17 protein-coding genes are annotated in these 23963 nt (G+C 66.1%); 13 read left to right on the forward strand and 4 right to left on the reverse strand.

What is annotated here, in order from left to right; genetic code table 11:
• Positions 1-10: 10 nt before the first annotated feature.
• Positions 11-691 (reverse strand): Tim44/TimA family putative adaptor protein, encoded by a 681-nt coding sequence (locus FMA36_RS01970; protein ID WP_159260400.1) that lies wholly within the window; start codon positions 689-691, stop codon positions 11-13.
• Between the two features lie 203 nt (positions 692-894).
• Here FMA36_RS01970 and secB point away from each other — a divergent pair, with 203 nt between their 5' ends.
• Positions 895-1416, forward strand: a complete 522-nt coding sequence (gene secB / locus FMA36_RS01975) for a protein-export chaperone SecB (RefSeq protein ID WP_061272495.1) — start codon at positions 895-897, stop codon at positions 1414-1416.
• A gap of 121 nt (positions 1417-1537) precedes the next feature.
• Here the strand turns inward: secB and FMA36_RS01980 are convergent, their stop codons facing one another.
• Together FMA36_RS01980 and hemC are read right to left on the reverse strand one after the other, a co-directional pair.
• Positions 1538-2233 carry a uroporphyrinogen-III synthase gene (locus FMA36_RS01980; RefSeq protein WP_240906449.1) on the reverse strand — a complete coding sequence of 232 codons (696 nt, stop codon included), beginning with the start codon at positions 2231-2233 and terminating at the stop codon, positions 1538-1540.
• 31 nt (positions 2234-2264) lie between these two features.
• Positions 2265-3347 carry a hydroxymethylbilane synthase gene (gene hemC, locus FMA36_RS01985; protein WP_130730044.1) on the reverse strand — a complete coding sequence of 361 codons (1083 nt, stop codon included), beginning with the start codon at positions 3345-3347 and terminating at the stop codon, positions 2265-2267.
• Between the two features lie 71 nt (positions 3348-3418).
• On the opposite strand from hemC, the gene tsaD reads away from it, so the two are divergent.
• The 6 genes from tsaD (at position 3419) to FMA36_RS02015 (ending at position 13602) form a co-directional block, all read left to right on the forward strand.
• Positions 3419-4534, forward strand: a complete 1116-nt coding sequence (gene tsaD / locus FMA36_RS01990) for a tRNA (adenosine(37)-N6)-threonylcarbamoyltransferase complex transferase subunit TsaD (protein WP_159260404.1) — start codon at positions 3419-3421, stop codon at positions 4532-4534.
• Between the two features lie 192 nt (positions 4535-4726).
• Positions 4727-5698, forward strand: coding sequence for an NAD(P)H-dependent glycerol-3-phosphate dehydrogenase (locus FMA36_RS01995; protein WP_159260406.1), 972 nt, complete (start codon positions 4727-4729; stop codon positions 5696-5698).
• Positions 5699-5802: 104 nt separating this feature from the next.
• Positions 5803-6288, forward strand: a complete 486-nt coding sequence (locus FMA36_RS02000; RefSeq protein ID WP_159260408.1) for a glutathione peroxidase — start codon at positions 5803-5805, stop codon at positions 6286-6288.
• Between the two features lie 25 nt (positions 6289-6313).
• Positions 6314-7876, forward strand: a complete 1563-nt coding sequence (gene murJ / locus FMA36_RS02005; protein WP_159260410.1) for a murein biosynthesis integral membrane protein MurJ — start codon at positions 6314-6316, stop codon at positions 7874-7876.
• Between the two features lie 136 nt (positions 7877-8012).
• On the forward strand, positions 8013-10622 hold the full coding sequence (gene mutS, locus FMA36_RS02010; RefSeq protein WP_159260413.1) for a DNA mismatch repair protein MutS: 2610 nt from the start codon (positions 8013-8015) through the stop codon (positions 10620-10622).
• 85 nt (positions 10623-10707) lie between these two features.
• Positions 10708-13602, forward strand: coding sequence for a [protein-PII] uridylyltransferase (locus FMA36_RS02015; protein WP_159260415.1), 2895 nt, complete (start codon positions 10708-10710; stop codon positions 13600-13602).
• Here FMA36_RS02015 and FMA36_RS02020 read toward each other — a convergent pair.
• Positions 13573-15558: a tetratricopeptide repeat protein gene (locus tag FMA36_RS02020; RefSeq protein ID WP_159260417.1), complete on the reverse strand. Its 1986-nt coding sequence runs from the start codon at positions 15556-15558 to the stop codon at positions 13573-13575. The genes FMA36_RS02015 and FMA36_RS02020 overlap by 30 nt on opposite strands.
• 201 nt (positions 15559-15759) lie before the next feature.
• On the opposite strand from FMA36_RS02020, the gene FMA36_RS02025 reads away from it, so the two are divergent.
• The 6 genes from FMA36_RS02025 (at position 15760) to FMA36_RS02050 (ending at position 23886) form a co-directional block, all read left to right on the forward strand.
• Entirely contained in the window at positions 15760-17280 is a 1521-nt protein-coding gene (locus tag FMA36_RS02025; RefSeq protein ID WP_159260419.1) for a carboxypeptidase M32, read from the forward strand.
• A 191-nt stretch (positions 17281-17471) separates the two neighbouring features.
• Positions 17472-18614, forward strand: coding sequence for a major royal jelly family protein (locus FMA36_RS02030; RefSeq protein WP_240906450.1), 1143 nt, complete (start codon positions 17472-17474; stop codon positions 18612-18614).
• 76 nt (positions 18615-18690) lie between these two features.
• Positions 18691-20091, forward strand: coding sequence for a threonine synthase (thrC, locus tag FMA36_RS02035; protein ID WP_159260423.1), 1401 nt, complete (start codon positions 18691-18693; stop codon positions 20089-20091).
• A 72-nt stretch (positions 20092-20163) separates the two neighbouring features.
• Positions 20164-21429, forward strand: coding sequence for a M16 family metallopeptidase (locus FMA36_RS02040; protein WP_159260425.1), 1266 nt, complete (start codon positions 20164-20166; stop codon positions 21427-21429).
• A complete protein-coding gene (locus FMA36_RS02045) occupies positions 21426-22766 on the forward strand; it encodes a TldD/PmbA family protein (protein WP_159260426.1) in 1341 nt (446 codons plus the stop codon). Before FMA36_RS02040 ends, FMA36_RS02045 begins: the two co-directional genes overlap by 4 nt.
• Before the next feature lie 154 nt (positions 22767-22920).
• Complete coding sequence (locus tag FMA36_RS02050) at positions 22921-23886, forward strand: Tim44 domain-containing protein (RefSeq protein WP_159260428.1); 966 nt, start codon at positions 22921-22923, stop codon at positions 23884-23886.
• Positions 23887-23963 lie beyond the last annotated feature (77 nt).

The raw sequence follows: 23963 nt of genomic DNA on the forward strand, positions 1-23963 counted from the left end.
TTCGTTTTGCCTACGCGCTGCGGCTTGCCCCAAGCCGCCAGCCTTCACCATTCATGCCAAGCACGCGCTCGAACACCCACAGGTCGGAGAATTCGGTCACGGCATCCACCCCCGCCACAGGCTGGCCGTTACCATCCATCGTGACACTGATCTGGTCGGACACGATGCGCACTTCAATATGGGCGACAGGATTGGGGCCTGTCGTCTCGTCGATATCCGCGCCGATGATGGCGATATCGGTAATATCGCGGATTTCGCTGCGCAGGGTCTCGCCCGCCTGCTGGCGCGACTGAATCGCGGCCTCGAACGCCGTGAAGGTGGCAGCGGTCAGCAGCGTGCGCAGGGTGTTCAGGTCACCCGCCGCATAGGCGGTCACGATCTGGCGGAAGGCTGCCTCCGTGCCTTTGGCAAACCCGTCTGGCGTAAAATCGGGCTGGAGTGCCGCAATACGGGCCAGCACGCCACCTACGCGCGTATCGGGCGCGGGGATGTCATAGGTTACTGTGGGCGGGGGCGGCTCGGGCGCCGTTTCCACTACCGTGGGGGCCATGGGCGGCGGCGCCACGGGGCGCGGGGCCGGCTCGGCGCCGACACGGCGGCCGAGGATACTGCGCAGCCGCAGCACGAGAAAGACAGCCACCAGCCCCAGAACAATAAGATCCAGCGGAAAATGACCAAAAGAAAAATTCATGCCGCGCGTCCATTACCGCAGGCGGGCCAGCCTGCCAAAGATTACCCTGCGCCACAACATAGGCAACGCCCGGAGCCAGCACAATGCGCCAGCAGCGTTAAAATTCCGGCAGCTGGTATGGCATCACCTGCATACCCATGCTACGGCCAGAGAATACGGTACCATTTCTTTTCGCGTATATCTTGTGGGGAATACAGACAAGCATGTCCGACACGACCAAGCCGCCCACCCCTGAAAACGACCAGACCGCCCCCCCGGCGCAGCCTCTGGCGATCAACCTGCAATACATCAAGGACCTGTCGTTCGAAGTGCCCGCCGGGGCGGAAATCTTCGCAACGCTGCGCACCAACCCGCAGATTTCGGTCAACATTGATGTGCAGGCCAACCGGCTGGAACCCGACCAGATGGTGTTTGAGGTGATCCTGGCCGTAAAGACCGAGGCCAGCGAGCCGCCGCAGCAGGAAGGTGGCCCGCAGGGTCGTCCGGTGTTCATTGCAGAGCTGGCCTATGCCTGCATCGTGACCCTGACCAACCCGCCCGCCGAACTGGTCGAGCCGATCCTGCTCGTTGAAGTGCCGCGCCTGATCTTCCCCTATGTGCGCAATATCCTCAGCGAAGTCACGCGCGATGGCGGCTTCCCGCCCGTGGTGCTGCAGCCGATCGACTTCGTGGCGCTGTGGCAGGCCAAGCGTAACTCGTTTGACCAGACGCCGGGCCACGCCTGATCCTTCTGGCGGTTACGGTTACAGACAAAAGGCCGGGGGCATGTGCTCCCGGCCTTTTTTCATGCTCCGTGCAATACCTTTGCACGGGCTGCATTTTATGAAGCTTTTCAGGGTTTGCAGTTCAGCGGGCTTCGCCCAGGCAGGCGAGCATGGCAGCCTGATCAGGTCGGGCCGCCACGCATATATCCCGCCATGCAGGCCCGGTAGCCAGGGCATTCGCCACGCCCGTTGACATGGCTACCGCCACCACCTGCCCCAGCATCGCGGCCTGCGCCGCGTTCAGGGCGGCAAGAAAGGACTGTGCCGTGCGGGTGGAATAGAACAGGATCGCCGCCACCTGCCCTGTCGCAAGCGCCTGCGCTGCCTGCGCGGGCAGATGCCGTTCGGGGCTGACTGCATAGACACAGCGCCTGATGACGCAAAACCCCTCCGCCCGCAGCGCCTGCGCCATATCGAGCCCATAGCCACGCCCCACGGCCAGCAGCAGCAGGCCACGCCCGGGCAGGGCCGCACGCAGCAATGCGCCCAGATCATCCGCCGTGCCGGCCGCCGTGACAACATGCGCAAACCCGGCCGCACGCGCACGCCCGCCCGTGGCATGCCCTACCACGTAGCAGGGTACATCGTGCCATTCAGGGCGATTGATGGCGGCAATGGCCTGCCCGCTGGTCAGCACGATGGCGTCAGGGCGGGACGTGTCCGGCGCAAGGGAAAGCTGTTCAACATGCAGCATGGAAGCCGCAATGGGCCGCCACCCCAGCCGTGCCACCGCCGCCATGGTGGGGGCGAGGCCCGGCGGGGGGCGGGTAATGATCACCCCGTCACGCGCAACGGAGGCGTGTGGCTGACTAGGCGCTCTCGGCAAAGATGTCGGCCGGGCTGTCGGCCCGCAGGCTGCGGCCAAGGTCACGGCCCAGACGGGCTGCATCGGACGGCGCGCCGCTGATCGAACGCTTGAGCAGGAAGGAGCCGTCCTCACGCGCGACAAGCCCGGTCAGGTGCAGTTCCGGCGCGCCACCGGCCACAACCGGGATCAGCCGCGCGTAACCGCCAATGGGGGTACGGCATGAGCCATCAAGCTCGGCGAGCAGCGCACGCTCGGCGGTCGCCACGGCGCGGGCCTCGTAATCCTCGATGGCGGAAAGCAGTTCGCGCAGTTCCACATCGCTTTCGCGCACGGTCACACCCACAATGCCCTGCCCCGCCGCAGGCACCATGATGGTGGGGTCAAGGATCACGTCGGCGCGGTCTTCCATGCCAAGGCGGCGCAGGCCGGCATAGGCCAGCAGGGTCGCATCGCACTGCCGCGCGGCCAGCTTGTCGAGCCGTGTCTGCACATTGCCGCGCAGCAGGCCGAATTTCAGGTCGGGGCGCACATGCAGCATCTGGGCCTGCCGCCGCACCGAGGCACAGCCCACCAGCGCACCCTGCGGCAGCACGGCATACGGGTCCGCCGGGTCGGGCTCGCCACAGCCGGGGCCAAGGATCAGCACATCACGCGCATCTTCGCGCTTGAGCGTGCAGGCCAGCACCAGCCCCGGCGGCAGCGTGGTTTCGAGATCCTTGAGGCTGTGAACGGCAAAATCGATCCGTCCATCAAGCAGCGCTTCATGGATTTCCTTGGCGAACAGGCCCTTGCCGCCAATTTCAGCCAGCTTGCGGTTGAGCACCTGGTCGCCCGTGGTGCTGATCTGGTGCTCCTGGAACGCACCCATGTCGCGCAGCACGGGGCAGAAGCGGGTCAGCACCGTAAGGAAGGCGCGCGTCTGCACCAGCGCCAGCGGGGAGGCCCGCGTGCCGACCTTCAGCGGTAGCTGCCGCCGGTGGGGTTCGGTATGGGTGGCTTCCTTTCGCTGGCGTGCAGCAGCCTCGGCCGCGACTTTCTGTAGCGCGGACGATGGAAACGGGGCGGATGGCTTTGCGGACTCCATATCGCGTGTCTATTACCGCATCGCGATAAAGGAAAGATGACATTCGACACATCCGGATTGTAAATTACGCCATGCACGCAAGCGACCAGACCCCACCCGATCTGCCAACTCCCGTTATGGCCATTGAATCTTCGTGCGATGACACCGCCTGCGCCATCGTCGCGACAGACGGTCGGATCGTGGCAGAAACGACATTAACGCAATCCGGCCATGTGCCATTTGGCGGGGTCGTGCCCGAAATTGCGGCCCGCGCCCACCTTTCCGCCCTGCCCGCGCTGGTGCGCGACACGCTGGCGAAAGCAAACATGCAGCCCCACGAACTCGGCGCCATTGCCGCAAGCTGCGGGCCAGGCCTGATTGGCGGCCTGATCGTAGGGGCTGACATGGGCAAGGGCATGGCCATTGCGCTCGACAGGCCCTTCATTGCCGTCAACCACATCGAGGCCCATGCGCTCACTGCCCGCCTGCCGGGTGTTGCTGAAAATGGCGCACCGTTTCCCTACCTGCTTCTGCTCGTGTCAGGCGGGCACTGCCAGTGCATTGCGGTGGAAGGCGTGGGTCATTACCGCAGGCTGGGCGGCACGATTGATGATGCGGCGGGCGAGGCGTTCGACAAGGTTGCCAAGATGCTCGGCCTTGGCTGGCCGGGTGGCCCGGCGGTGGAAGCGCTGGCGCGTGAGGGCGACCCGCGCGCGGTGTCCCTGCCCCGCCCGCTGATGGGCCGGCCGGGCTGCGACTTCTCCTTCTCCGGCCTGAAAACCGCCGTGGCGCAGAAGCTGCCTGCGGCAGTGCGCACCGCCCTGCCCCGGCAGGAAGCCGCCGATATTGCCGCGAGCTTTCAGCAGGCGGTGAGTGACATCGTGATCGACCGCCTTGGCCATGCGCTGGACATGATGGAACGCCCCACCACGCTGGTGGTGGCGGGCGGTGTCGCGGCCAATGGCGTGCTGCGGGCCAGCCTGCAGCAATTTGCCGCCCGACACGACCTGCCCTTTGCCGCCCCGCCGCTGCGGCTGTGCACCGACAATGCGGTAATGGTGGCGTGGGCTGCGATCGAGACCATGCGCGCGCGCCGTGAGGCGGGCCTGCCCATACCCAACGACATCGCCCTGCGGCCACGCCCGCGCTGGCCACTGGCGGAGATGGCGCAGCGCATGACCGCAGACCCGGCCGAGATAGCAACCTGAAAGAAGTTTTTGGTAAAGCTTTTTTCAAAAAGCTTCAGAGAACACCGCCTTTTTGAAAAAAAGCGGCACCCAGAAACTTTTATCAGACACAGACCCGCCCTTCCCCTTGCCCCGCAACCCCACGGGGCGCATTGCGGTTAGGCCCATGACAGAAGGCCGGTTCACGGCACACACCTGCGGAGAACGCACATCATGACCCACACCAAACGCATCGCCGTAATCGGCGCAGGCGCCTGGGGCACGGCACTGGCCCTGCAGGCCGCCCGCGCGGGCGCGCAGGTCACGCTCTGGGCGCGTAATCCTGCCGCCCTCTCGGCAGGAAGGGTCATGCCGCGCCTGCCCGGCTTTGCCCTGCCTGAAACCATTACCGTAACCGACACCCTGCCCCATCAGGCTGATCTGATGCTGCTGGCCTGCCCCATGCAGCACCTGCGCACGGTCGCCAGCACGCTGCCCCCCTGCGCGCCGATGATCGCATGCTGCAAGGGCATCGAGCAGGCCACCGGCCTCATGCCGTTGCAGGTGCTGGGAGAAGTCTTTCCCCATAGCGTGCTCGGCGTGCTGTCCGGCCCCAATTTTGCGCATGAAGTGGCAGCAAACCTGCCCGCCGCTGCCGTGCTGGCCAGCAGCGAGCGCGCGCAGGCCCGCAGGCTGGCCGACCTGCTGACTACGCCCGCCTTCCGCCTGTATGCCAGCGATGACCCGACCGGCGTGCAACTTGGGGGCGCTGCCAAGAACGTGGTGGCCATTGCCGCAGGGGCCACCATGGGTGCGAAACTGGGCGAGAACGCGCGCGCGGGCCTGATCACCCGCGCCATTGCCGAACTCGCCCGCCTGTCGCACGCGCTGGGCGGAAAGGTGGAAACGCTGTCCGGCCTTGCGGGGATTGGCGACCTGCTGCTGACCTGCACGGGGGCGGTCTCGCGCAATTACCGGCTGGGGCTGGCCGTGGGCCAGGGCACGCCCGCGCAGGCAGCGGCAGCTGGGCTTGAGGGCGTGGCCGAAGGCATGGCCACGGCGCCCGCGCTGCACCTTCTGGCGCAGGCGCACGGGGTCAGCACGCCCGTCATCGCCACGGTGGCCAGCCTGCTGGCGGGCGAGATCGACATGACGCAGGCCGCACGCCAGTTGCTGGCCCGGCCCGTAGGGCATGAATTCGCCTGACCGGAGCGCAGGCTACATTGCACATTTGCAAACAGGCAGCTTGACCCCCGGCGTGCTAGCCTGCAATCGGATCATTCCGGCGCGCATACGAGACCGAGCATTCCATGACCACGATCTACGACTTTAAACTCCCCACCCTGGATGGTTCCGAGATCGATCTCGGCACGATGCGGGGCAAGCCGATCCTGATTGCCAATACGGCCTCGAAATGCGGGTTCACACCGCAATATGAAGGCCTGCAGAGCCTGTGGACCACATGGCGCAGCCATGACCTGATGGTGATTGGCGTGCCATCGGGTGATTTCGGCAACCAGGAACTCGCCTCGCCTGCCGAGATCGGCACATTCTGCCAGCGCAACTACAATGTGACCTTTCCGCTCACGGTCAAAAGCCACGTGAAGGGGCAGCAGGCGATCCCCCTGTTCCGCTGGCTGGCGCGTGAGGGGGGATTCCTGTCGCTGCCGCGCTGGAATTTCTACAAATACCTGATCGGGCGCGACGGCAGCCTGACCAACTGGTTCACCTGCGTCACCTCGCCCGAATCGCGCCGCGTGCGCATGGCGGTCGAACGCGCCGTGATGGATCACTGATGGATATCATGGCACGCCCCAAAGCATGCTGAAGGGCTTCCTGACCGTAAGCGGCTGGACCATGATCAGCCGCATCCTCGGGCTGGTACGCGACCAGCTTCTGGCTGCCCTATTGGGCACGGGGGCAGCGCAGGATGCGTATCAGATCGCGTTCCGCCTGCCCAACATGTTCCGCCGCCTGTTTGGCGAGGGCGCGCTGAACGCCGCCTTCGTGCCGCTGTTTGCCTCCCTGCTCGAGCGCGAGGGCAAGGACACCGCGCGGCAGTTCGCCAGCGAGACCATGAGCGTGCTGCTGTCGTGGCTGCTGCTGTTGACCGTGCTGGGCGAGATCTTCATGCCCGGCGTGCTGCGCGTGATCGCGCCCGGCTTCGCGCATGGGGATGTGCGCGATTCGCTGGCCATCTCGCTCAGCCGCATCACATTTCCCTACCTGCTCATGATCTGCGGGGCGGCACTCGTCTCGGGCGTGCTCAATGGCATGCACAGATTTGGCGTGGCGGCTGCCGCCTATGTCAGCTTCAACGTGGTGGGCATTGCCGCCATATTGCTCCTGCCCCCCTTTACGGGCGATGTGGCCCATGCCGCAGCCTGGGGGGTGAGTGCCTCGGGCGTGGTGCAGTTTGGCATCCTGCTCTATGCGGCTGCCCGCGCGGGCATGCGGCTGCGGCTGGTCATGCCGTGCCTGACGCCACGCATCCGCACGCTGCTCGCCCGCATGGGCGTGGGGCTGGTGGGCAGTGGCATTACCCAGATCAACTTTCTGGTCGATACCATCATCGCCACACTGCTGCCCGCAGGCAGCGTGTCGCTCATGTATTTTGCCGACCGGGTGAACCAGTTGCCTTTGGGCGTGCTCGGCGCTGCGGCGGGCACCACGCTGCTGCCCGTGCTCACCCGCCACCTCGCTGCCAATGACGTGGCCGGCGCCCATGGCGTGCAGAACCGCGCCATTTCCTATGCCCTGATCCTGACCCTGCCTGCCGCCGCCGGCCTGCTGGTGCTGGCGGCTCCGGTGATGATGGCGCTGTTCGGCCACGGGCATTTCACGGCGCATGACGCGGTGCTGGCCGCGCAGTCACTGCGGGCCTATGCGCTGGGGCTGCCCGCCTTCGTGCTGGTCAAGGTGCTCTCGCCCGGCTTCTTCGCGCGCGGTGATACGCGCACACCGGTGCTGGTGGGCATGGGCACGCTGGCGCTCAACTTCATTCTCAACATCAGCTTCATGCACTGGCTGGCCCATATCGGCCCGCCGCTGGCCAGCAGTCTGGCCGCCATGGTCAATGCAGGCGTGCTGGCCTTCATCCTGCTGCGGCGCGGCGCACTTGTGCCCGACCCCGGCCTGCTGCGCCAGCTTGCAGGCATGCTGGGCTGTGCGGGGCTGATGGCGGGCAGTGTTGCCCTGCTGGGCTACACGCCGCTGGGCCACGCTATGAGGGCAGGCCCGGTCATGCGGATTATCGATGTGGGCGTGCTGATCGGGCTGGGCGTGGGGCTTTATCTGGTGGCCCTGCATGTGCTGGGGGTAACCGACCTCCGGCAGGCCCTTGGCGCGGTCAAACGGCGGCTGGGGCGTAAGCGGCAAGCCTAGAAGCCTGCCAAAAACAACGGATACAAGTTTGTGGGTGCCGCCTTTTTTCAAAAAAGCGGCTTTCTTCTGGTTACGCGCGGACCAGCCTTTCAAATCCATGCTGGCGAATCCCCTACCCCCCGGCTAGACACCAGACATGACATTTCCATCTCCCGAAGGCGCCACACCCGCCATGGCGCAGTGGTTTGCGCTCAAAGCCGAACATCCCGACGCCCTGCTGTTCTTCCGGATGGGAGATTTTTACGAACTCTTCTTCAATGATGCCGAAGCGGCGGCCTCGGCCCTTGATATCTCGCTCACCGCGCGCGGCACCCATGGCGGCCAGCCCATCGCCATGTGCGGGGTGCCGGTGCACGCGGCGCAGGCCTATCTGGCGCGGCTGATCCGCCGGGGCTTCCGTGTCTCGGTGGCCGAGCAGACCGAGCAGCCGCGCAAGGGGCGACCGGCATCAAAAGGGCCGCTGCGCCGCGAGGTCGTACGCCTGATCACGCCCGGCACGCTGACGGAAGATGAACTGCTTGAGGCAGGGCGGCAGAACCTGCTGGCCTGCATCATCTGCCCCACCGGGCGCGACGCGGGCGACCCTGGCCTTGCGTGGATCGATATTTCCACCGGCCTGTTCGAGACCGCAAGCGTGCCCGCGCGCGACCTGCATGACCTGCTTGGCCGCCTCGATCCTGCCGAGATCCTGTGCGCGGACAATGTGGATCTGGGTGATTTCGCCCCCCGCCGCACCCCCATCGTGCCACCGCCAGGTGCCGAGGCCGCCCGCACCCGCATGGCCGAGGCCTTTGGCGTGGCCAGCCCCGATGCGTTCGGCACCTTCAGCGATGCGGAGGCCCAGGCCGCGGCCGCAGCGCTGGACTACATCCGCCGCAGCCAGGCGGGCCAGTTGCCGCGCCTGTCGCATCCCCGCCCCAGCGACAGCCAGGACGTGCTCGGCCTTGACCCCGCCACCCGCGCCAGCCTCGACCTGCTGCGCACGCGTGATGGCACGACCGAGCACACCCTGTTTGCTGCCGTGGCTCGCACCGTCACTGCCGCGGGCAGCCGCATGCTGGCCGACTGGCTCGCAGCCCCCCTGACCGACCCCGCCCGCATTACCCGCAGGCAGGCCGGGTGGACATGGCTGCTCGACAAACCGGGCGTGCGCGACGACCTGCGCACCCACCTGCGCACCGCCCCCGACATGGCCCGCGCGCTCGGCCGCCTGTCGCTCGGGCGCGGGCAGCCGCGTGATGCCGGGGCCATCCGGCTGGCGCTTTCGGTCGCACGTGAGATTGGCGGCGTGCTGAACCAGCAGGCGGAACTGCCACCACTCCTGGCCCGGGCCGTGGGCCACCTTGACCGCGCGCACGAGCTTCAGGCCCTGCTGGAACGCGCCCTGAGCGAAAACCCGCCCGCGCGCATGGATGAAGGCGGCACGATTGCCACAGGCTACGATGAGGAACTCGACGCCCAGCGCGAACTGCGCGACGGCAGCAGGCGCATCATCGCAGCGCTGCAGAAGGAATATGCGCAGGAATTCGGCATCGCCAACCTCAAGATCCGCCACCACGCCCAGCTTGGCTACGTAATCGAGGTACCTGCCGCAGCAGCCCCCCGCCTGCGCGGGCGTGAAGACCTGATCATGCGGCAGGGCACGGCCAGTTCCAGCCGATTTGCCACCGAGCGGCTGGCAAGCCTCGACCAGCAGATCGCACAGGCCGCCGAGAACGCTACCCTGCGCGAGCGCCACCTGTTTACGCAGGTCGTGGGTCATATCCTTGATGAAGCCGCCCTGCCGGACATGGCAGCAGCCCTTGCGGTGATCGATATCGTGCAGTCCTGCGCGGTGCTGGCGGGCGGCGGCGCATGGTGCTGCCCGGCAGTGGGCGATGATACCTCCTTCATCATCCGCGCGGGCCGCCACCCGGTGGTCGAGGCGGCCCTGCCGCGCAATACCCGCTTCACCCCCAATGACTGCGACCTCGAGCCCGACCACCGCATCATGCTGCTGACAGGCCCGAACATGGCGGGCAAGTCCACCTTCCTGCGGCAGGCAGCACTTGCCGTCATTCTGGCGCAGGCGGGGCTGCCGGTGGCGGCGGCCAGCATGCGCCTTGGCGTGGTGGACCGGCTGTTCTCACGCGTGGGGGCTGCCGATGACCTGGCACGCGGGCGCTCGACCTTCATGGTGGAAATGACCGAGACGGCGGCCATCCTCAACCAGGCAGGCCCGCGCTCACTGGTGGTGGTGGACGAGATCGGGCGCGGCACTTCCACGCTCGACGGGCTGGCCATTGCCTGGGCCGTGCTGGAAACGCTGCATTCCACCCTGCGCTGCCGCGCCATATTCGCAACCCACTTCCATGAGCTGGCTGAACTTGCCAACACCATGCCCCGCCTCACCCCCCACACCATGAGCGTGCGGGAATGGAAGGGGCAGGTCATCTTCCAGCATGAAGTCGTGCCCGGCTCGGCACGGCGCAGCTGGGGCGTGCACGTAGCCAGGCTGGCGGGTGTGCCCGAGCCCGTGGTGCGCCGCGCGGGCCGGCTTCTGGGCATGCTGGAGAAAGAGCGTGGCCGGCAGGCCCCGCCGCTGCCCCTGTTCGAGCAGCAGGCTGAAGTGGTGGAAGCCGAGCCCGCACAGGCCGCCCTGCCACCCGCCGCCCTTGATATGCTCGAGACACTCGACCCCGATGCACTCAGCCCACGCACGGCGCTGGAAATGCTCTATAAACTCAAAAAACTGCTGAAACCCTGATACGGCTCTGGACCTGACCCCACCAAGGGCGGCACACTCCCGGACTGGATCATTTTCGCCACTTACAGGACGCCATCCGCCCACGATGTCGAACGCTGCCCCCCTTCCCGCCTCCTCCGTCGAGGCGATGACCGACGCCCTCCATGCCGCCCTGTTTCCCACAGGGGAGCCGGACGGCACGCGCGCCCTGCCCCCGCGTGAGGAGGCGATCAGGCTGTTCCGCCGCCACCTGTCGCGCTACCAGGCGCATGTACGCGAGGAATTCGAGCATCACCGCCTTGGGGGGGCTGAAGCGGGCAAGCTGCTTGCGGCCTATACCGATGGCATGATCCGGGTGCTCGGCGCCTATGCCATGGCGCAGACCGGTATCGATTCGCAGCATGAGGCCCCGTTCGCCATCGCGGCCACCGGCGGCTACGGGCGCGGGCTGCTCGCCCCGTTCAGCGATATCGACCTGCTGTTCCTGACCCCCGATGCGCAGGACGAGAACATGCGCACCTGCGTGGAATACATCCTGTATTTCCTGTGGGACCTCGGGCTGAAGGTGGGGCACGCCACGCGCACCATCAACGAGTGTATTGCCGAGGCGGAAGCCGACACCACGGTGCGCACCACCCTGCTTGATGCGCGTATCCTGACCGGCAGCGAATCGCTGTTTTCCATGTTTCAGGCCCGCTACATTGTGGCCTGCGTCAAATCCGGGGCCGACCGCTTCATTACCGACAAGCGCCGCGAGCGCGCCGCCCGCCACCAGCGCTTTGGTGACAGCCCCTACCTTGTCGAACCCAACGTGAAGGAAGGCCGCGGCGGCCTGCGCGACCTCCAGACACTGTACTGGATGTGCCGCTACACCTTCGGCACGCGCCATGTGTCCGACCTGCTGGCGCCCGGCTTCAGCGAGCTTGGCCTGCTGACCGAGCCCGAGGCCAAGCGCGCGCGCCGCGCGTGGGACTTCCTGTGGCGGGTGCGCTTTCACCTGCATTACGTGTCCGGCCGGGCGGAAGAACGCCTGACATTTGACGTGCAGCCCGTGGTGGGCGGACGCATGGGCTATACGCGCCACGGGCGGCAGGTGGGCGTGGAGCGCTTCATGCGCCATTACTTCCTGACCGTGCGCGAGGTCATGCGCCTCACACTGGTGCTTGAACCCGCCGTGCTGCGCCAGGCGCTTGGCCCCATAGCCAACGCGCCCGAGGCCGACAGCCAGATGCGCGATGCGGGCTTTACCGTGATTGATGGCCGCATCCTGCCCCAGCGCGGCACATCGTTCGAGAATGAACCCATCCAGATGATGCGACTGCTGGACTGGGCCAACAAGCGCAAGCTGCCGATCCACCCCATGGCCATGCACCAGCTCATCCGCTGGGAGCGCAAGGCCGCCAGCCTGCGCGGCGACCCCGAGACCGCACGCATCTTCCTCGACCTGATGTGTGGCACGCCACCCGAGCGCCCGCAGCGCGCGCCGCGCGCGGAAGAGGAAAAGCCCGATGCCATCCCCAGCTTCCACCTGATGGATGAGGGGCGGCGCAAGGGGAATGCCTACTGGCTGCACATCCTCAACGAGACCGGGCTGATGGGCCGCCTGCTGCCCGACTGGTCGCGCGTGGTGGGGCAGATGCAGTTCGACACCTACCATGTGTTCACGGTTGACGAGCACATCATCGACGCGCTGCGCATCCTTGGCCGGGTCGAGCACGGCCAGATGGCTGACGAGATTCCCATCGCCTACGACCTGGCGCGCAACCTGCATTCGCGCCGGGCGCTGTACGTGGCGGTCATGCTGCATGACATCGCCAAGGGGCGCGGAGGCGACCATTCGGAAATCGGCTCGCAGATCGCGCTGTATGTCTGCCCCGAACTGGGCATGGACAGCGAGGAGACGGAAACCGTGTCGTGGCTGGTGCTGCACCACCTGCTGCTCAGCCACACCGCCTTCCAGCGCGATATCGACGACCCCAAGACCATCCTTGACCTCGCCGACATCATCCAGTCCCCCGAGCGGCTGCGGCTGCTGCTGCTGCTCACCATCGTGGACATGCGCGCGGTTGGCCCGCGCGTGTGGAACGCCTGGAAGGCGACGCTGCTCAACGAGCTTTACATGCGCGTGGCCGAAGTGCTCGAAGGCAGCCTCGCCACCACCGAGCGCGATGTGCGCGTGGAGCGCGCCAAGGCCGCCACCGCCCAATGGCTGATGGAAGACGGCATGAACGAAGCCGACGTGCAGCACTTCATGGGGCTGGGCTATGGCAGTTACTGGCTGTCCTTCGATCACGACACCCATGCCCGCCATGCCCTGCTGATTGGCGAATCCGAGCGGCTTCACTCCCCCCTTACGGTCGAGACCCAGCCCCTGCCCGCGCGTGGCGTGACCGAGGTGACCATCTACGCCGCCGACCATCCGGGCCTGTTCTCGCGCATTGCTGGTGCCGTGGCCATTGCTGGCGCCTCGATCGTGGATGCGCGCATTCACACCATGACCAACGGCATGGCGCTCGACACGCTATGGATTCAGGATGCAGGCGGTGCTGCCTTTGAAGAACCGCAGCAGCTTGCGCGCCTGTCGCTGCTGATAGAGCAGGCGCTGACCGGGCAGATCAACATCAACCGCGAGATTGCGCAGTGCGGCCGCAGGATTGCGGGCCGGCGCATGCGCGCGATCCATGTGCCCCCGCGCGTGGTGATCGACAATCGCGCGTCGAACACCTGCACGGTGGTCGAGATCAACGGGCGCGACCGCCCCGGCCTGCTGCATGACGTGACCGCGGCGCTGAGCGAGCAGAAACTCCAGATCGCCTCCGCCCACATCACCACCTATGGCGTGCGGGCGGTGGACGTGTTTTACGTAAAGGACCTGTTCGGGCTGAAAATTACCGACAAGGGCCGCCTCGACCGCCTGCGCGCGGCCCTGCTGTCAGGCCTGCAGGAGGCGGAAGCCGCAGCCCAGCGCCGCTCATCCGAGCTCGAATCCATTACCATCTGACCGCCCGCGCTGCCTGACCCAGCCCCGCAGGGCTGGCACAAGGGCCGCGATTACGGGGTGCCATGCCTCGCCGGGTGACTGCAGCGCGGGCTGGCGCAGCACGCGCAGGCCGCCATACCACCGGCTGGCCGGGGCGGCCCCTGCCGCACCGGGCACGGAAACGGGCGGGCAGATGCTGTCAGCCTGATCCGCATCAAATGCCGCTGACCACCGCCAGTCCCCCCCAAAACGGCTGAGCAGCCAGACCGGGCAGCCCATGGCACCTGCCAGATGGGCGGCCAGCGTATCGACGCTGATAACCAGATCCAGCGTGGCGATCAGGTGGGATGTTTCAAGCAGGTCCGCATCCGCCGCCAGTTCGTGCCGCATGAAAGCCGGGTCCTTACCGGGATTGCCGCCGGGGCGCAGCGCGATGAACGTTACCCCCTCCACCTGCCCCAGCGGGGCCAGCGCTTCAGCCGCGATCGAGCGCCGCGCATCAAACCGATAGGCGGCATTGCCCGCAAAACACAGCCCGACCCGCAAGGGGCCAGCATGCTCCCGCGACTGCCACGCCGCCTGCCCCAGATAAGGCCGGAATGGGGTCACCGCATCCACGCACAAAAGGGCTGGCAGGCTGAACAGGTCGCACTGGCAGGTTACGCCCCGATAGTCATTTTTGTCAGGGGTGATAATTTCAATAGGATGTGGCGTACTTTCATCCGCCGCCTGTCCCAGCGTTGCGGCCAGGCGGTGCAGGGCGGGCGGCACCTCCAGCACCACCGGCACGCGCCTTGCTGCCAGCAGCACATAGCGCAGGAAATGCACCGCATCGCCCAGCCCCTGCCCCATCGTGACCAGCAGCCTGCACCCTGAAGGCAGCGCCTGCCCCTGCCAGCGCGGCAGGCGCTGCGTGGCGGGAGGCTGCGGCATGAAGTCGAGACGGGATTCCCACAATGCCCAACCCTGCGCCAGATACCCCTGCGCCAGCCTTGCCACACCCAGGTTGAACCGCGCGCGCGAAAGCGTTGCCGGATCGGGCGCAGGGCTGCGGGTAAGCAGGGCTTCATAGACTGTGCCGGCCTGCGCGGGCTGGCCGGCCTCGAACAGGGCGGTGGCGTGATTAAGCGCAATGCGGGCATCATCGGGCTGTGCGCGGCAGGCTCCAGCCAGTATGGCCTGCGCCTCCGCCATCTCTCCCAGCGCCATCAGGGTCAGGCCAAGATTGTTTGCGGTTTCGGGCGCTGGATCATGGCGCAGGGCCGCGCGCAGCATGGTGGCCGCCGGACACAGGTGGTGTGAGGCAAACAGCAATGCGCCAAGGGTAGCGAGCGCCTGCCCGTCGTGCCCGTCATGGGCCAGAAGTTGGCGCAGAATGGTTTCGGCCTCGGCCCTGTGGTCATGGGCCAGTAACATGCCCACCAATTCATGTACCACCGCTCCATCATGCGGGGCATGGCCCACCACATGGCGCATCTGCGCCAGCGCCGCCTCACCCCGCCCACGCCGCCACCAGAAGCGCGCCTGCGCCACCCGCGCTGGCAACCCGCTCAATGCCACTGCCCGCGCATGGGCGGCCTCCGCCGCCGCGATATCGCCCGTGCGCTCCATAATTTCGGCCAACGCCAGCATGATCGCGCCATCATCAGGGCTGTGCAGGCAGGCAACCCGGATTGCGGCACGCGCGGCAGCCTGGTGCCCACAGGCCAGCAGCGCGCGGGCCAGCACCTCATGACAGGGGCCCAGATGGGGGTGACCCGGCGGGGCGACAGACCGCGCGCGCCCGGCAAGGCTTATGGCCCGATCCGCCCGGCCAAGCGCCAGCGCGATGCAGGCAAGCCCATGCAAGGCATCAGGATCATCGGGCCAGAACCCCAGCATGGTGGCAAAACAGGTGCGCGCACCCGCCATGTCGCCCGCCCGCAACGCCATCTGCCCGCGTGCGAGCAGGCCGGCCTGTCCCGTAATCGCGTTCATGGCGCGCTTTCCCTTAATGCATGGCGGACTGGCCTGCATACAGGCGGGGTGGTTAAGGAATGGTTTGCAGGCAATGCCCAGAGGCCGGGCTGCGCCTTTTTTAAATAAAATGGCGTTATTCGAAGCTTTTTGAAAAAAGCTTCACCAAAAACTTTCTTATGATTTACAGACAATGGGCATGATTTTTACGCAGGAGCGCGCATGAACATCCCATCCCGCCCCACCAGCCAGCAGGCCTATGACATTCTGCGCCAGCGTTTTGCCCGCATGGGACAGATCCGCAACGCGCTCGGCATTCTGGGTTGGGACAAGGACACCATGATGCCCTCAGGCGCCGCTGACAGCCGCGCCGAAAGCATCGCCGCCCTTGCCGTGCTCTCGCACGAACTCATGACCGCGCCCGACATGCCCGACCTGCTCGCCCGCGCCGAGCCCCCCGCTGATGCCATGGCGGCTGCCAACCTGACCGAGATGCGCCGCCAGCACGCGCACGCCGCCGCCGTGCCCGCAGACCTGGTGGAGGCGACCTCCCGCGCGGCCTCGCGCTGCGAGATGGCATGGCGCACGGCGCGGCAGAACAGCGACTTCGCTGGTCTGCTGCCCCACCTGCAAACGGTGCTGGACTGCACGCGCGCAGTCGCCGCAGCCAAGGCCGAAGCCCTCGACCTTTCCCCCTATGACGCGCTGCTTGACCAGTATGATGCGGGCACGCGGCAGGCGGATATAGACCCCGTTTTTGCCGAACTGGCCAGCGAACTGCCCGACCTGATCGCAACCGCGCTGGCACACCAGAAAAGCCTGCCCGCGCCCATCGCCCCCACCGGGCCGTTCGCCGTGCCCGCGCAGGAAAAACTGGGCCGTGAAACCATGGCCGCCCTGGGCTTTGACATGCAGCGCGGGCGGCTTGATGTCAGCCTGCATCCGTTCTGCGGCGGGGCGGAGGATGACGTGCGCATCACCACCCGTTATGAGGCGGATGACTGCATCAACGCGCTGATGGGCATCGTGCATGAAACCGGCCATGCACTGTATGAGCAGGGCCTGCCCAAAGCATGGCGCGCCCAGCCCGTGGGCGAGGCCCGGGGCATGAGCCTGCATGAAAGCCAGTCCCTGCTGATGGAAATGCAGGTGGCCCGCGCGCAGCCCTTCATGGACTGGATGGCCCCGCGCCTGCGCACGGCCTTTGGCGGCAGCGTGAACAATCCGGCATGGGGGGCTGACAACCTGCACCGCCTTGTCACCCGCGTGCGGCCCGGCTTCATCCGCGTGGATGCCGATGAGGTCACCTATCCCGCCCATATCCTCGTGCGTTACGAGATGGAAACCGCGCTGATTGCGGGCAAGATGAAGCTGGCCGACCTGCCTGAAGCCTTCAATGCCCGCATCCACGACCTGCTGGGCCTGAAAGTGCCCGAGGACCGTCTGGGCTGCCTGCAGGACATTCACTGGCCATCCGGCTCGTGGGGGTATTTCCCCACCTATACGCTGGGCGCGATCATTGCAGCACAACTGCGCGAGGCCGCCGAGCGCGACAACCCTGCCATCATGCCCAGCATTGCCAACGGTAACTTCACGCCCCTGCTCGACTGGCTGCGCCCGCGCATTCATGCCCGTGGCAGCGGGGCGGCCACGAAGGAGATCGTGCGCGACGCCACCGGGGCCGTGCCCAATACCGGGCCATACCTGCGCCACCTGCGGCAGCGTTACTGCGCGCAGATGTAAAGTGTTTCCGGGTGCCGCCTTTTTTCAAAAAGGCGGCATTTTTTGAAGCTTTCTGAAAAAAGCTTCACCAGAAACTTTTCCGGTTTTTATGAGTCCGGCTCAAGGGCACGGTTATCGGTCAGGGCGGGCATGCCGCATGATGCCCTTGCCATTCGTCCCCGTTCGTGACGAGATAAGGCGCGATGCACGCCATGATCCCTACAGCCTTCCGCCGCCTGCGCCCTGCGGGCTTTCTCCTTGCCTGCGGCGCCAGCCTGCTGGCCACGCTGCCCGCAGCCCATGCCGCCAAGCCCGCACCGCCGCTCAACCCGCCCGCAGCGCTTGAGGAGGTCGCATCGTCCTCCACCAGCGCCTGGGACCGCGTGGTGGTGCTGCCCGATGGCAGGCTGCTGGTCGAACTGCCGCGCTGGGCGGGCAATACCGGGCCGGGGCTTGCCGTGCTCGATGCCAGCGGCAACCCGCAGCCCTACCCCGATGCCACATGGAACGACCCCGCCGCCCCGGCCTCGTCGCGCCTCATTGCCCCGGCTGACATGCAGCTCCAGCCCGATGGCACGCTATGGGTGCTCGATAGCGGCCAGCCCGACCCTGCGGGCAAGCCGCTCGAGGGCGGCCCCAAGATCGTGAAGCTCGATACAAAGGGCCAGCGCGTGCTCCAGACCTGGCCGCTCAACCCCGACATGCTGCGCGCGGGCAGCTATGCCGCCACCATGCGGGTGGCGCGTGGCCATGCCTTTGTGGGCGATGCCGGTGTTCCGGCCATGATCGTGATAAAGCTCGACACCAACACCCAGCGCCGCCTGATGGAGCACACGCCAGCACTCACCGCCCACCAGCCTATAACGGTGGAGGGCAAGGTGGCGACCAATCCCGCAGGCCATACCGCCATCATCAATATCAGCCAGATGGATGTCAGCGCCGATGGACAGTGGCTGTATTTCGAGCCGCTCTGTGGCCCGGTCTACAAGCTCGATACCGACCTGCTCGTGGACCCCAACGTCACCCCCATCGAACTCGAGGAAGGGCCGACGCTGTGGTACAAAACGCCTCCGCTCGGCGGCATTACGGTGGGGCCGGATGGCACGCTGTATTTCAATGACGTGTCTACCGGCAGCATCTTCCGCCTGATGCCCGATCGCGTGTACCAGAAAATCGTGACCGACCCGCGCCTGCACTGGCCCGCAGGCTCGTTTGCCACAAAGGATGGCCAGCTTTACGTGCCCGCCGCCCAGCTTGACCGCACGGCCCCGCTCAATGGCGGCACCAATGCCATACAGTGGCCGGTGCATATCTACCGCATCAATATCGGCACCCTGCCCCCCCCGAAATTCTGACACACCCCACGCGGAATCGCCCGCGCCGGGTCCACGCCCCCTTCGCGCGGGGGGCGGTTGGGATTATGATGGCGCAATGCGCTATATTTCTACCCGGGGGCAAGCCCCCGTCCGCGATTTTTCGTCCGTTCTGCTGGCGGGGCTGGCAGAGGACGGTGGCCTGTACCTGCCGGAAAGCTGGCCCGAGCTTTCGGTAGATGACTGGCGCGGCCTGCGTGGCCTGCCCTACCCGGAGCTTGCGGCCCGGATCATCGCCCCCTTCGCCGAAGGCTCGATCTCGCACGATGTGCTGCTCAGGCTGTGCCGCGAGGCCTATGCCCGATTCGATCACCCCGCCATCGTGCCGCTGACACAGGTGGAAGACGGGCTGTTCGTGCAGGAACTGTTCCACGGCCCCACGCTGGCCTTCAAGGACATGGCCATGCAGTTGCTTGGCCGCCTGTTCGACCACGTGCTGACCGAGCGTGACGAGAAAGTGACCATCGTGGGTGCGACCTCGGGTGATACCGGCTCGGCTGCCATCGAGGCCTGCCGTGGCCGCGAGCGCCTGCGCGTGGTGATCCTGCACCCTGAGGGCCGCACATCGGAAGTGCAGCGCCGCCAGATGACCACCGTGCTGGAACCCAACGTGACCAACCTTGCGGTAAAAGGCACGTTTGATGACTGCCAGGATCTGGTCAAGGCGATGTTCGCCGACCTGCCCTTCCGCACGGACATGAACCTCTCCGCCGTCAACTCCATCAACTGGGCGCGCATTGCAGCGCAGGTGCCCTATTACGTCTATTCCGCCCTGGCCCTTGGCGCACCCGACCGCGAGGTCTCGTTCGCCGTGCCTACCGGCAATTTCGGCAACGTGCTCGCCGCCTGGGTGGCCCGCCGCATGGGCCTGCCCATCCGCGCGCTGTGCGTTGGCTCCAACCGCAACGACATCCTGAGCCGCTTCCTCAACGAGAACGACATGAGCATCCACGGCGTGGTGCCCAGCCTGTCGCCCTCGATGGATATTCAGGTGTCATCCAACTTCGAGCGCCTTTTGTTCGAGCTGCTCGACCGCGATGCGGCAGCCTGCGCGCGCATCATGACCGAGTTCCGCAAGACCGGCGTAATGAAGGTCTCCACCCCCGTATGGGACCGCGCCAATGCCCTGTTCCACGGCATGGCGCTTGATGATGACGCGACAGCGGCCGAAATCCGCATGCTCAACACGCGCAGCCACTACCTGGCCGACCCGCACACCGCCATCGGCATTGCGGCGGGCCGCGCCTTCCGCGAGCCCGGCATTCCCATGGTGGCCATGTCAACCGCGCACCCGGCCAAGTTCCCCGATGCAATGGCGAAGGCTACCGGCATCCGCCCGGCCCTGCCGGACCCGCTTGCCGACCTGTATGACCGGCCCGAGCGCTACACCGTGGTGCCCGCCGATCTGGGTGTGATCGAGGACAAGGTGCGCGCGGCCGTGCTGACCAACGCGCCCTGAGCCTTTCCCCCATCCATCATACGTAAACAGGAGGTTGCTGGCGCCAGGGCGCCACGACCCCGCAGGACCAGCATGACCGACCTGATCAATGTGACCCGACTGGACTCCGGCCTGACCATCGTGACCGAACGGATGGACAGGGTAGAAACCATTTCGCTCGGGGCGTATGTCGCCGCGGGCACCTGTAACGAGAGTGCGGCGGAGAACGGGGTTTCCCATTTTCTCGAACACATGGCCTTCAAGGGCACGGGCACCCGCACCGCCGTGGGCATTGCGGAGGAAATCGAGAATGTGGGCGGCCACATCAACGCCTATACCGCGCGCGAGCACACGGCCTATTACGTCAAGCTGCTCAAGGAAAATCTTGATCTGGGCGCCGATATCATCGGCGATATCCTGACCCATAGCAGCCTCGCACCCGATGAACTCGAACGCGAGCGCGGCGTGATCCTGCAGGAAATCGGGCAGGCCAACGACACGCCGGATGATATCGTGTTCGACCATTTCCAGGAAACCGCCTTCCCCGACCAGCCGATGGGCCGCCCCACGCTGGGCAAGGAAGCGGGCATCCAGTCCATGGCACGCGAAACGCTGGTCAACTACATGGGCACCCATTACCGGGCGGGCAACACCATTGTGGCGGCGGCAGGCAACCTCGAGCATGGCCGCGTGGTGGATCTGGTGCAGAAGCACTTCGCCGACCTGCCCACCGGCACCGTGCCGCCGCAGCCGGGCGTGAACTACGTGGGCGGCGCGTTCGTGCAGGAGCGTGAACTCGACCAGGCACATATCGTGCTCGGCTTTCCCTCCATGCCGTATGGCGACCCGGACTATTACCCCGCCCTGCTGCTTTCCACGCTGCTTGGCGGTGGCATGTCCTCGCGCCTGTTTCAGGAGATCCGTGAAAAGCGCGGGCTGGTGTATTCGGTCTATTCTTTCAACGCGCCGTTCCGCCAGGGTGGCCTGTTCGGCATCTATGCCGGCACGGGCGAGGCCCAGGTGGCCGACCTCGTGCCCGTAACGCTGGAGGAACTGCGCAAGGTGCGCCATACGGTCAACGCCACCGAGCTTGCGCGGGCACGGGCACAGCTCAAATCATCGCTGCTCATGTCGCTTGAAAGCACGGGCAGCCGCTGCGAGCAGCTGGCCCGCCAGCTTCAGGTCTTTGGCCGCCTGATCCCCACGAGCGAGACCGTGGGCAAGATCGACGCCGTTACCATTGAAGACGTGCAGCGTGTCGCAACGCGCATCTTCAGCGGCAGGCCCACCCTGGCCTCGCTCGGGCCGGTCAGCCACCTGCCTTCGCTCGACAGCATTGCAGGAGCGCTGGCAGCATGAGTGCCAATCCCCTCGACCTCATCGCAGCCCTCATTGCCCGCGCCCGCGCGGCGGGGGCCGACGCGGCAGATGCCATATACGTCAACCGCGTGGCCCATGGCGTGCAGGTGCGCAATGGCTGCACGGAAGACCTTGAACGCTCCGAAACGTGCGACCTCGGGCTGCGGGTATTCGTGGGTCAGCGGGCGGCCATTGTCTCGGCCACGGCACTCGACCCCGAACGCTTCGACACGCTGGCCGCCCGCGCGGTGGCCATGGCCCGCGTGGTACCCGAGGACCGTTTTGCCGGCCTGTGCGAGCAGGCCCAGCACGGTTTTGTCGATGCCACGGGCCTTGACCTGTTCGACCCCGCAACCCCCACCACCACAGACCTCATGGCCCGCGCCCGCACGGCGGAGGAAGCAGCCCTTGCGGTGGCTGGCGTGTCGAACAGCAACGGGGCCTCGGCCAGTTTTGGCCTGTCTGACATCATCCTCATGACATCGGCTGGCTTTTCGGGCCGCTATGCCCGCACCAGCCATTCGGTTTCGGCCAGCGTGGTGGCGGGTTCGGGCACGCACATGCAGCGTGATTACGACTACCACTCGACCGTGCACCTCTCCGACCTTGAGGATGCCGCCCTGATCGGCCGCCGCGCGGGCGAGCGCACCGTCGCCCGCCTCAACCCGGTGCGCCCGCGCACGGGGCGGCTGCCCATCGTGTTCGACCCGCGCGTTTCCACCTCGCTGCTCGGGCATCTGTCGGGGGCGATCAATGGCATTTCCATCGCGCGCGGCACCTCCTTCCTCAAGGAGAAGATGGGCCAGCAGATCATGCCCGCAAACATCACCATCATTGACGACCCGCGGCGGGTGCGTGGTCCCGGCGCGCGCCCGTTTGATGGCGAGGGCATGCTGACATCCACCCGCACGCTGGTCGAAAATGGCGTGCTGAAAACGTGGGCGCTTGATTCGCGCTCCGCCCGCCAGCTTGGCCTCACCCCCAATGGCTGCGCCAGCCGGGGCACCTCCGGGCCGCCCGCGCCCTCGCTGGGCAACATGCACATGCAGCCCGGCACACTCACACCCACCGGACTGATGGCCGATATTGCCGAGGGCATCTACATTACCGAGATGATGGGCTCGGCCATCAACGGCATTACCGGCGATTACAGCCGTGGTGCGGCAGGCTTCATGATCCGTGATGGCGTGCTGGCCGAGCCGGTGGCCGAACTGACCGTGGCGGGCAACCTCAACGACATGTTCGCCCGCCTTGTGCCGGCCAATGACCTGACCTTCCGCCAGTCCACCAATGCGCCGACCATCCGCATTGATGACATGGTGATCGCCGGGGCCTGATCGTTGCCTTTCCGTGATTTCATGTTTCTGTAAGCCCGTTGCCCCTGTTACTGGGGCGCGGGCTTACTTATATCTGGTTAAAGGCGGCCCGATCTCATGCAGGCTGCATGGATAATGATGGTTCCGATACAGGATTGCAGATACCCTGACCCAGATGAAACAGAATTCCTCGCGCCTGATGCCGCGTAAAAGCATCATCCTCGCCGCTGGTGCGGCCCTGAGCATGCTCTCCCTCGTGGCACACCCCGATGTGGCGGATGCCCGCGCGGGTGGCGGCATGTCGATGGGGAGCCGTGGCTCGCGCACTTACAGCGCCCCTGCCCCCTCACAGACTGCTCCGTTTGGCGCAACGCCCTTCCAGCGCACCATGACGCCACGCCAGCAGGCGCCCGGCTATGGCATGCAGGCGCCGTATGGTGCGGGCATGGCCATGGCGCGGCCCCGCCACCCGTTCATGAGCGGGTTCATGGGTGGCCTGATCGGTGCCGGGCTGTTTGGCATGGTGTTTGGCCATGGCATGTTCAGTTCGGGCATGGGGGGCGGCGGCTTCCTTGGCCTGCTGATCCAGCTGGCGCTGATCTTTTTCCTGGTGCGGTGGGCCATCCGCCGTTTTAGCAACAGGGGTGGTGGCACTGGCGGGTCCGTCGCAAGCCCCTTTGGTGCCACCGGGCCCGCCGCCCCGCAACAGGGCGGCTCGCGGAATGTGGGTGTCGCCATCACGGCAGCCGACTACCAGGCTTTCCAGCAGGCGCTGATCAATATCCAGACCGCCTGGAGCCAGCAGAACGTGGACGCGATGCGCCACATGGCTACGCCGGAGATGGTGTCCTACTTCAACAGCCAGCTCACCGAGCTTGCCAGCCGGGGGGCGCGCAACGTGGTGTCCAACCTGCGCTTCGAGCGGGGTGACCTGGTGGAAAGCTGGCGTGAAAACGGGGCCGACTACGCCACCGTGGCCATGCAGTATTCCATGATCGACATCACCACCGACATGACTGGCCGCGTGATCGAGGGCGATCCCTCAAACCGCACTACCGTGACGGAACTGTGGACCTTCGTGCGCTCGGCAGGTCTCGGAACATGGCTGCTCTCGGCCATTCAGCAGACTCCGCGCCGCTGACGCAGCCCCAACTGCAAAAGGCCTGCATCATATGATGCAGGCCTTTTTTTATGTCCAGCGACAGGCCACGGCATTGC

The sequence above is a fragment of the Komagataeibacter xylinus genome (assembly GCF_009834365.1).
Classification (GTDB): Bacteria; Pseudomonadota; Alphaproteobacteria; order Acetobacterales; family Acetobacteraceae; genus Komagataeibacter; species Komagataeibacter xylinus_D.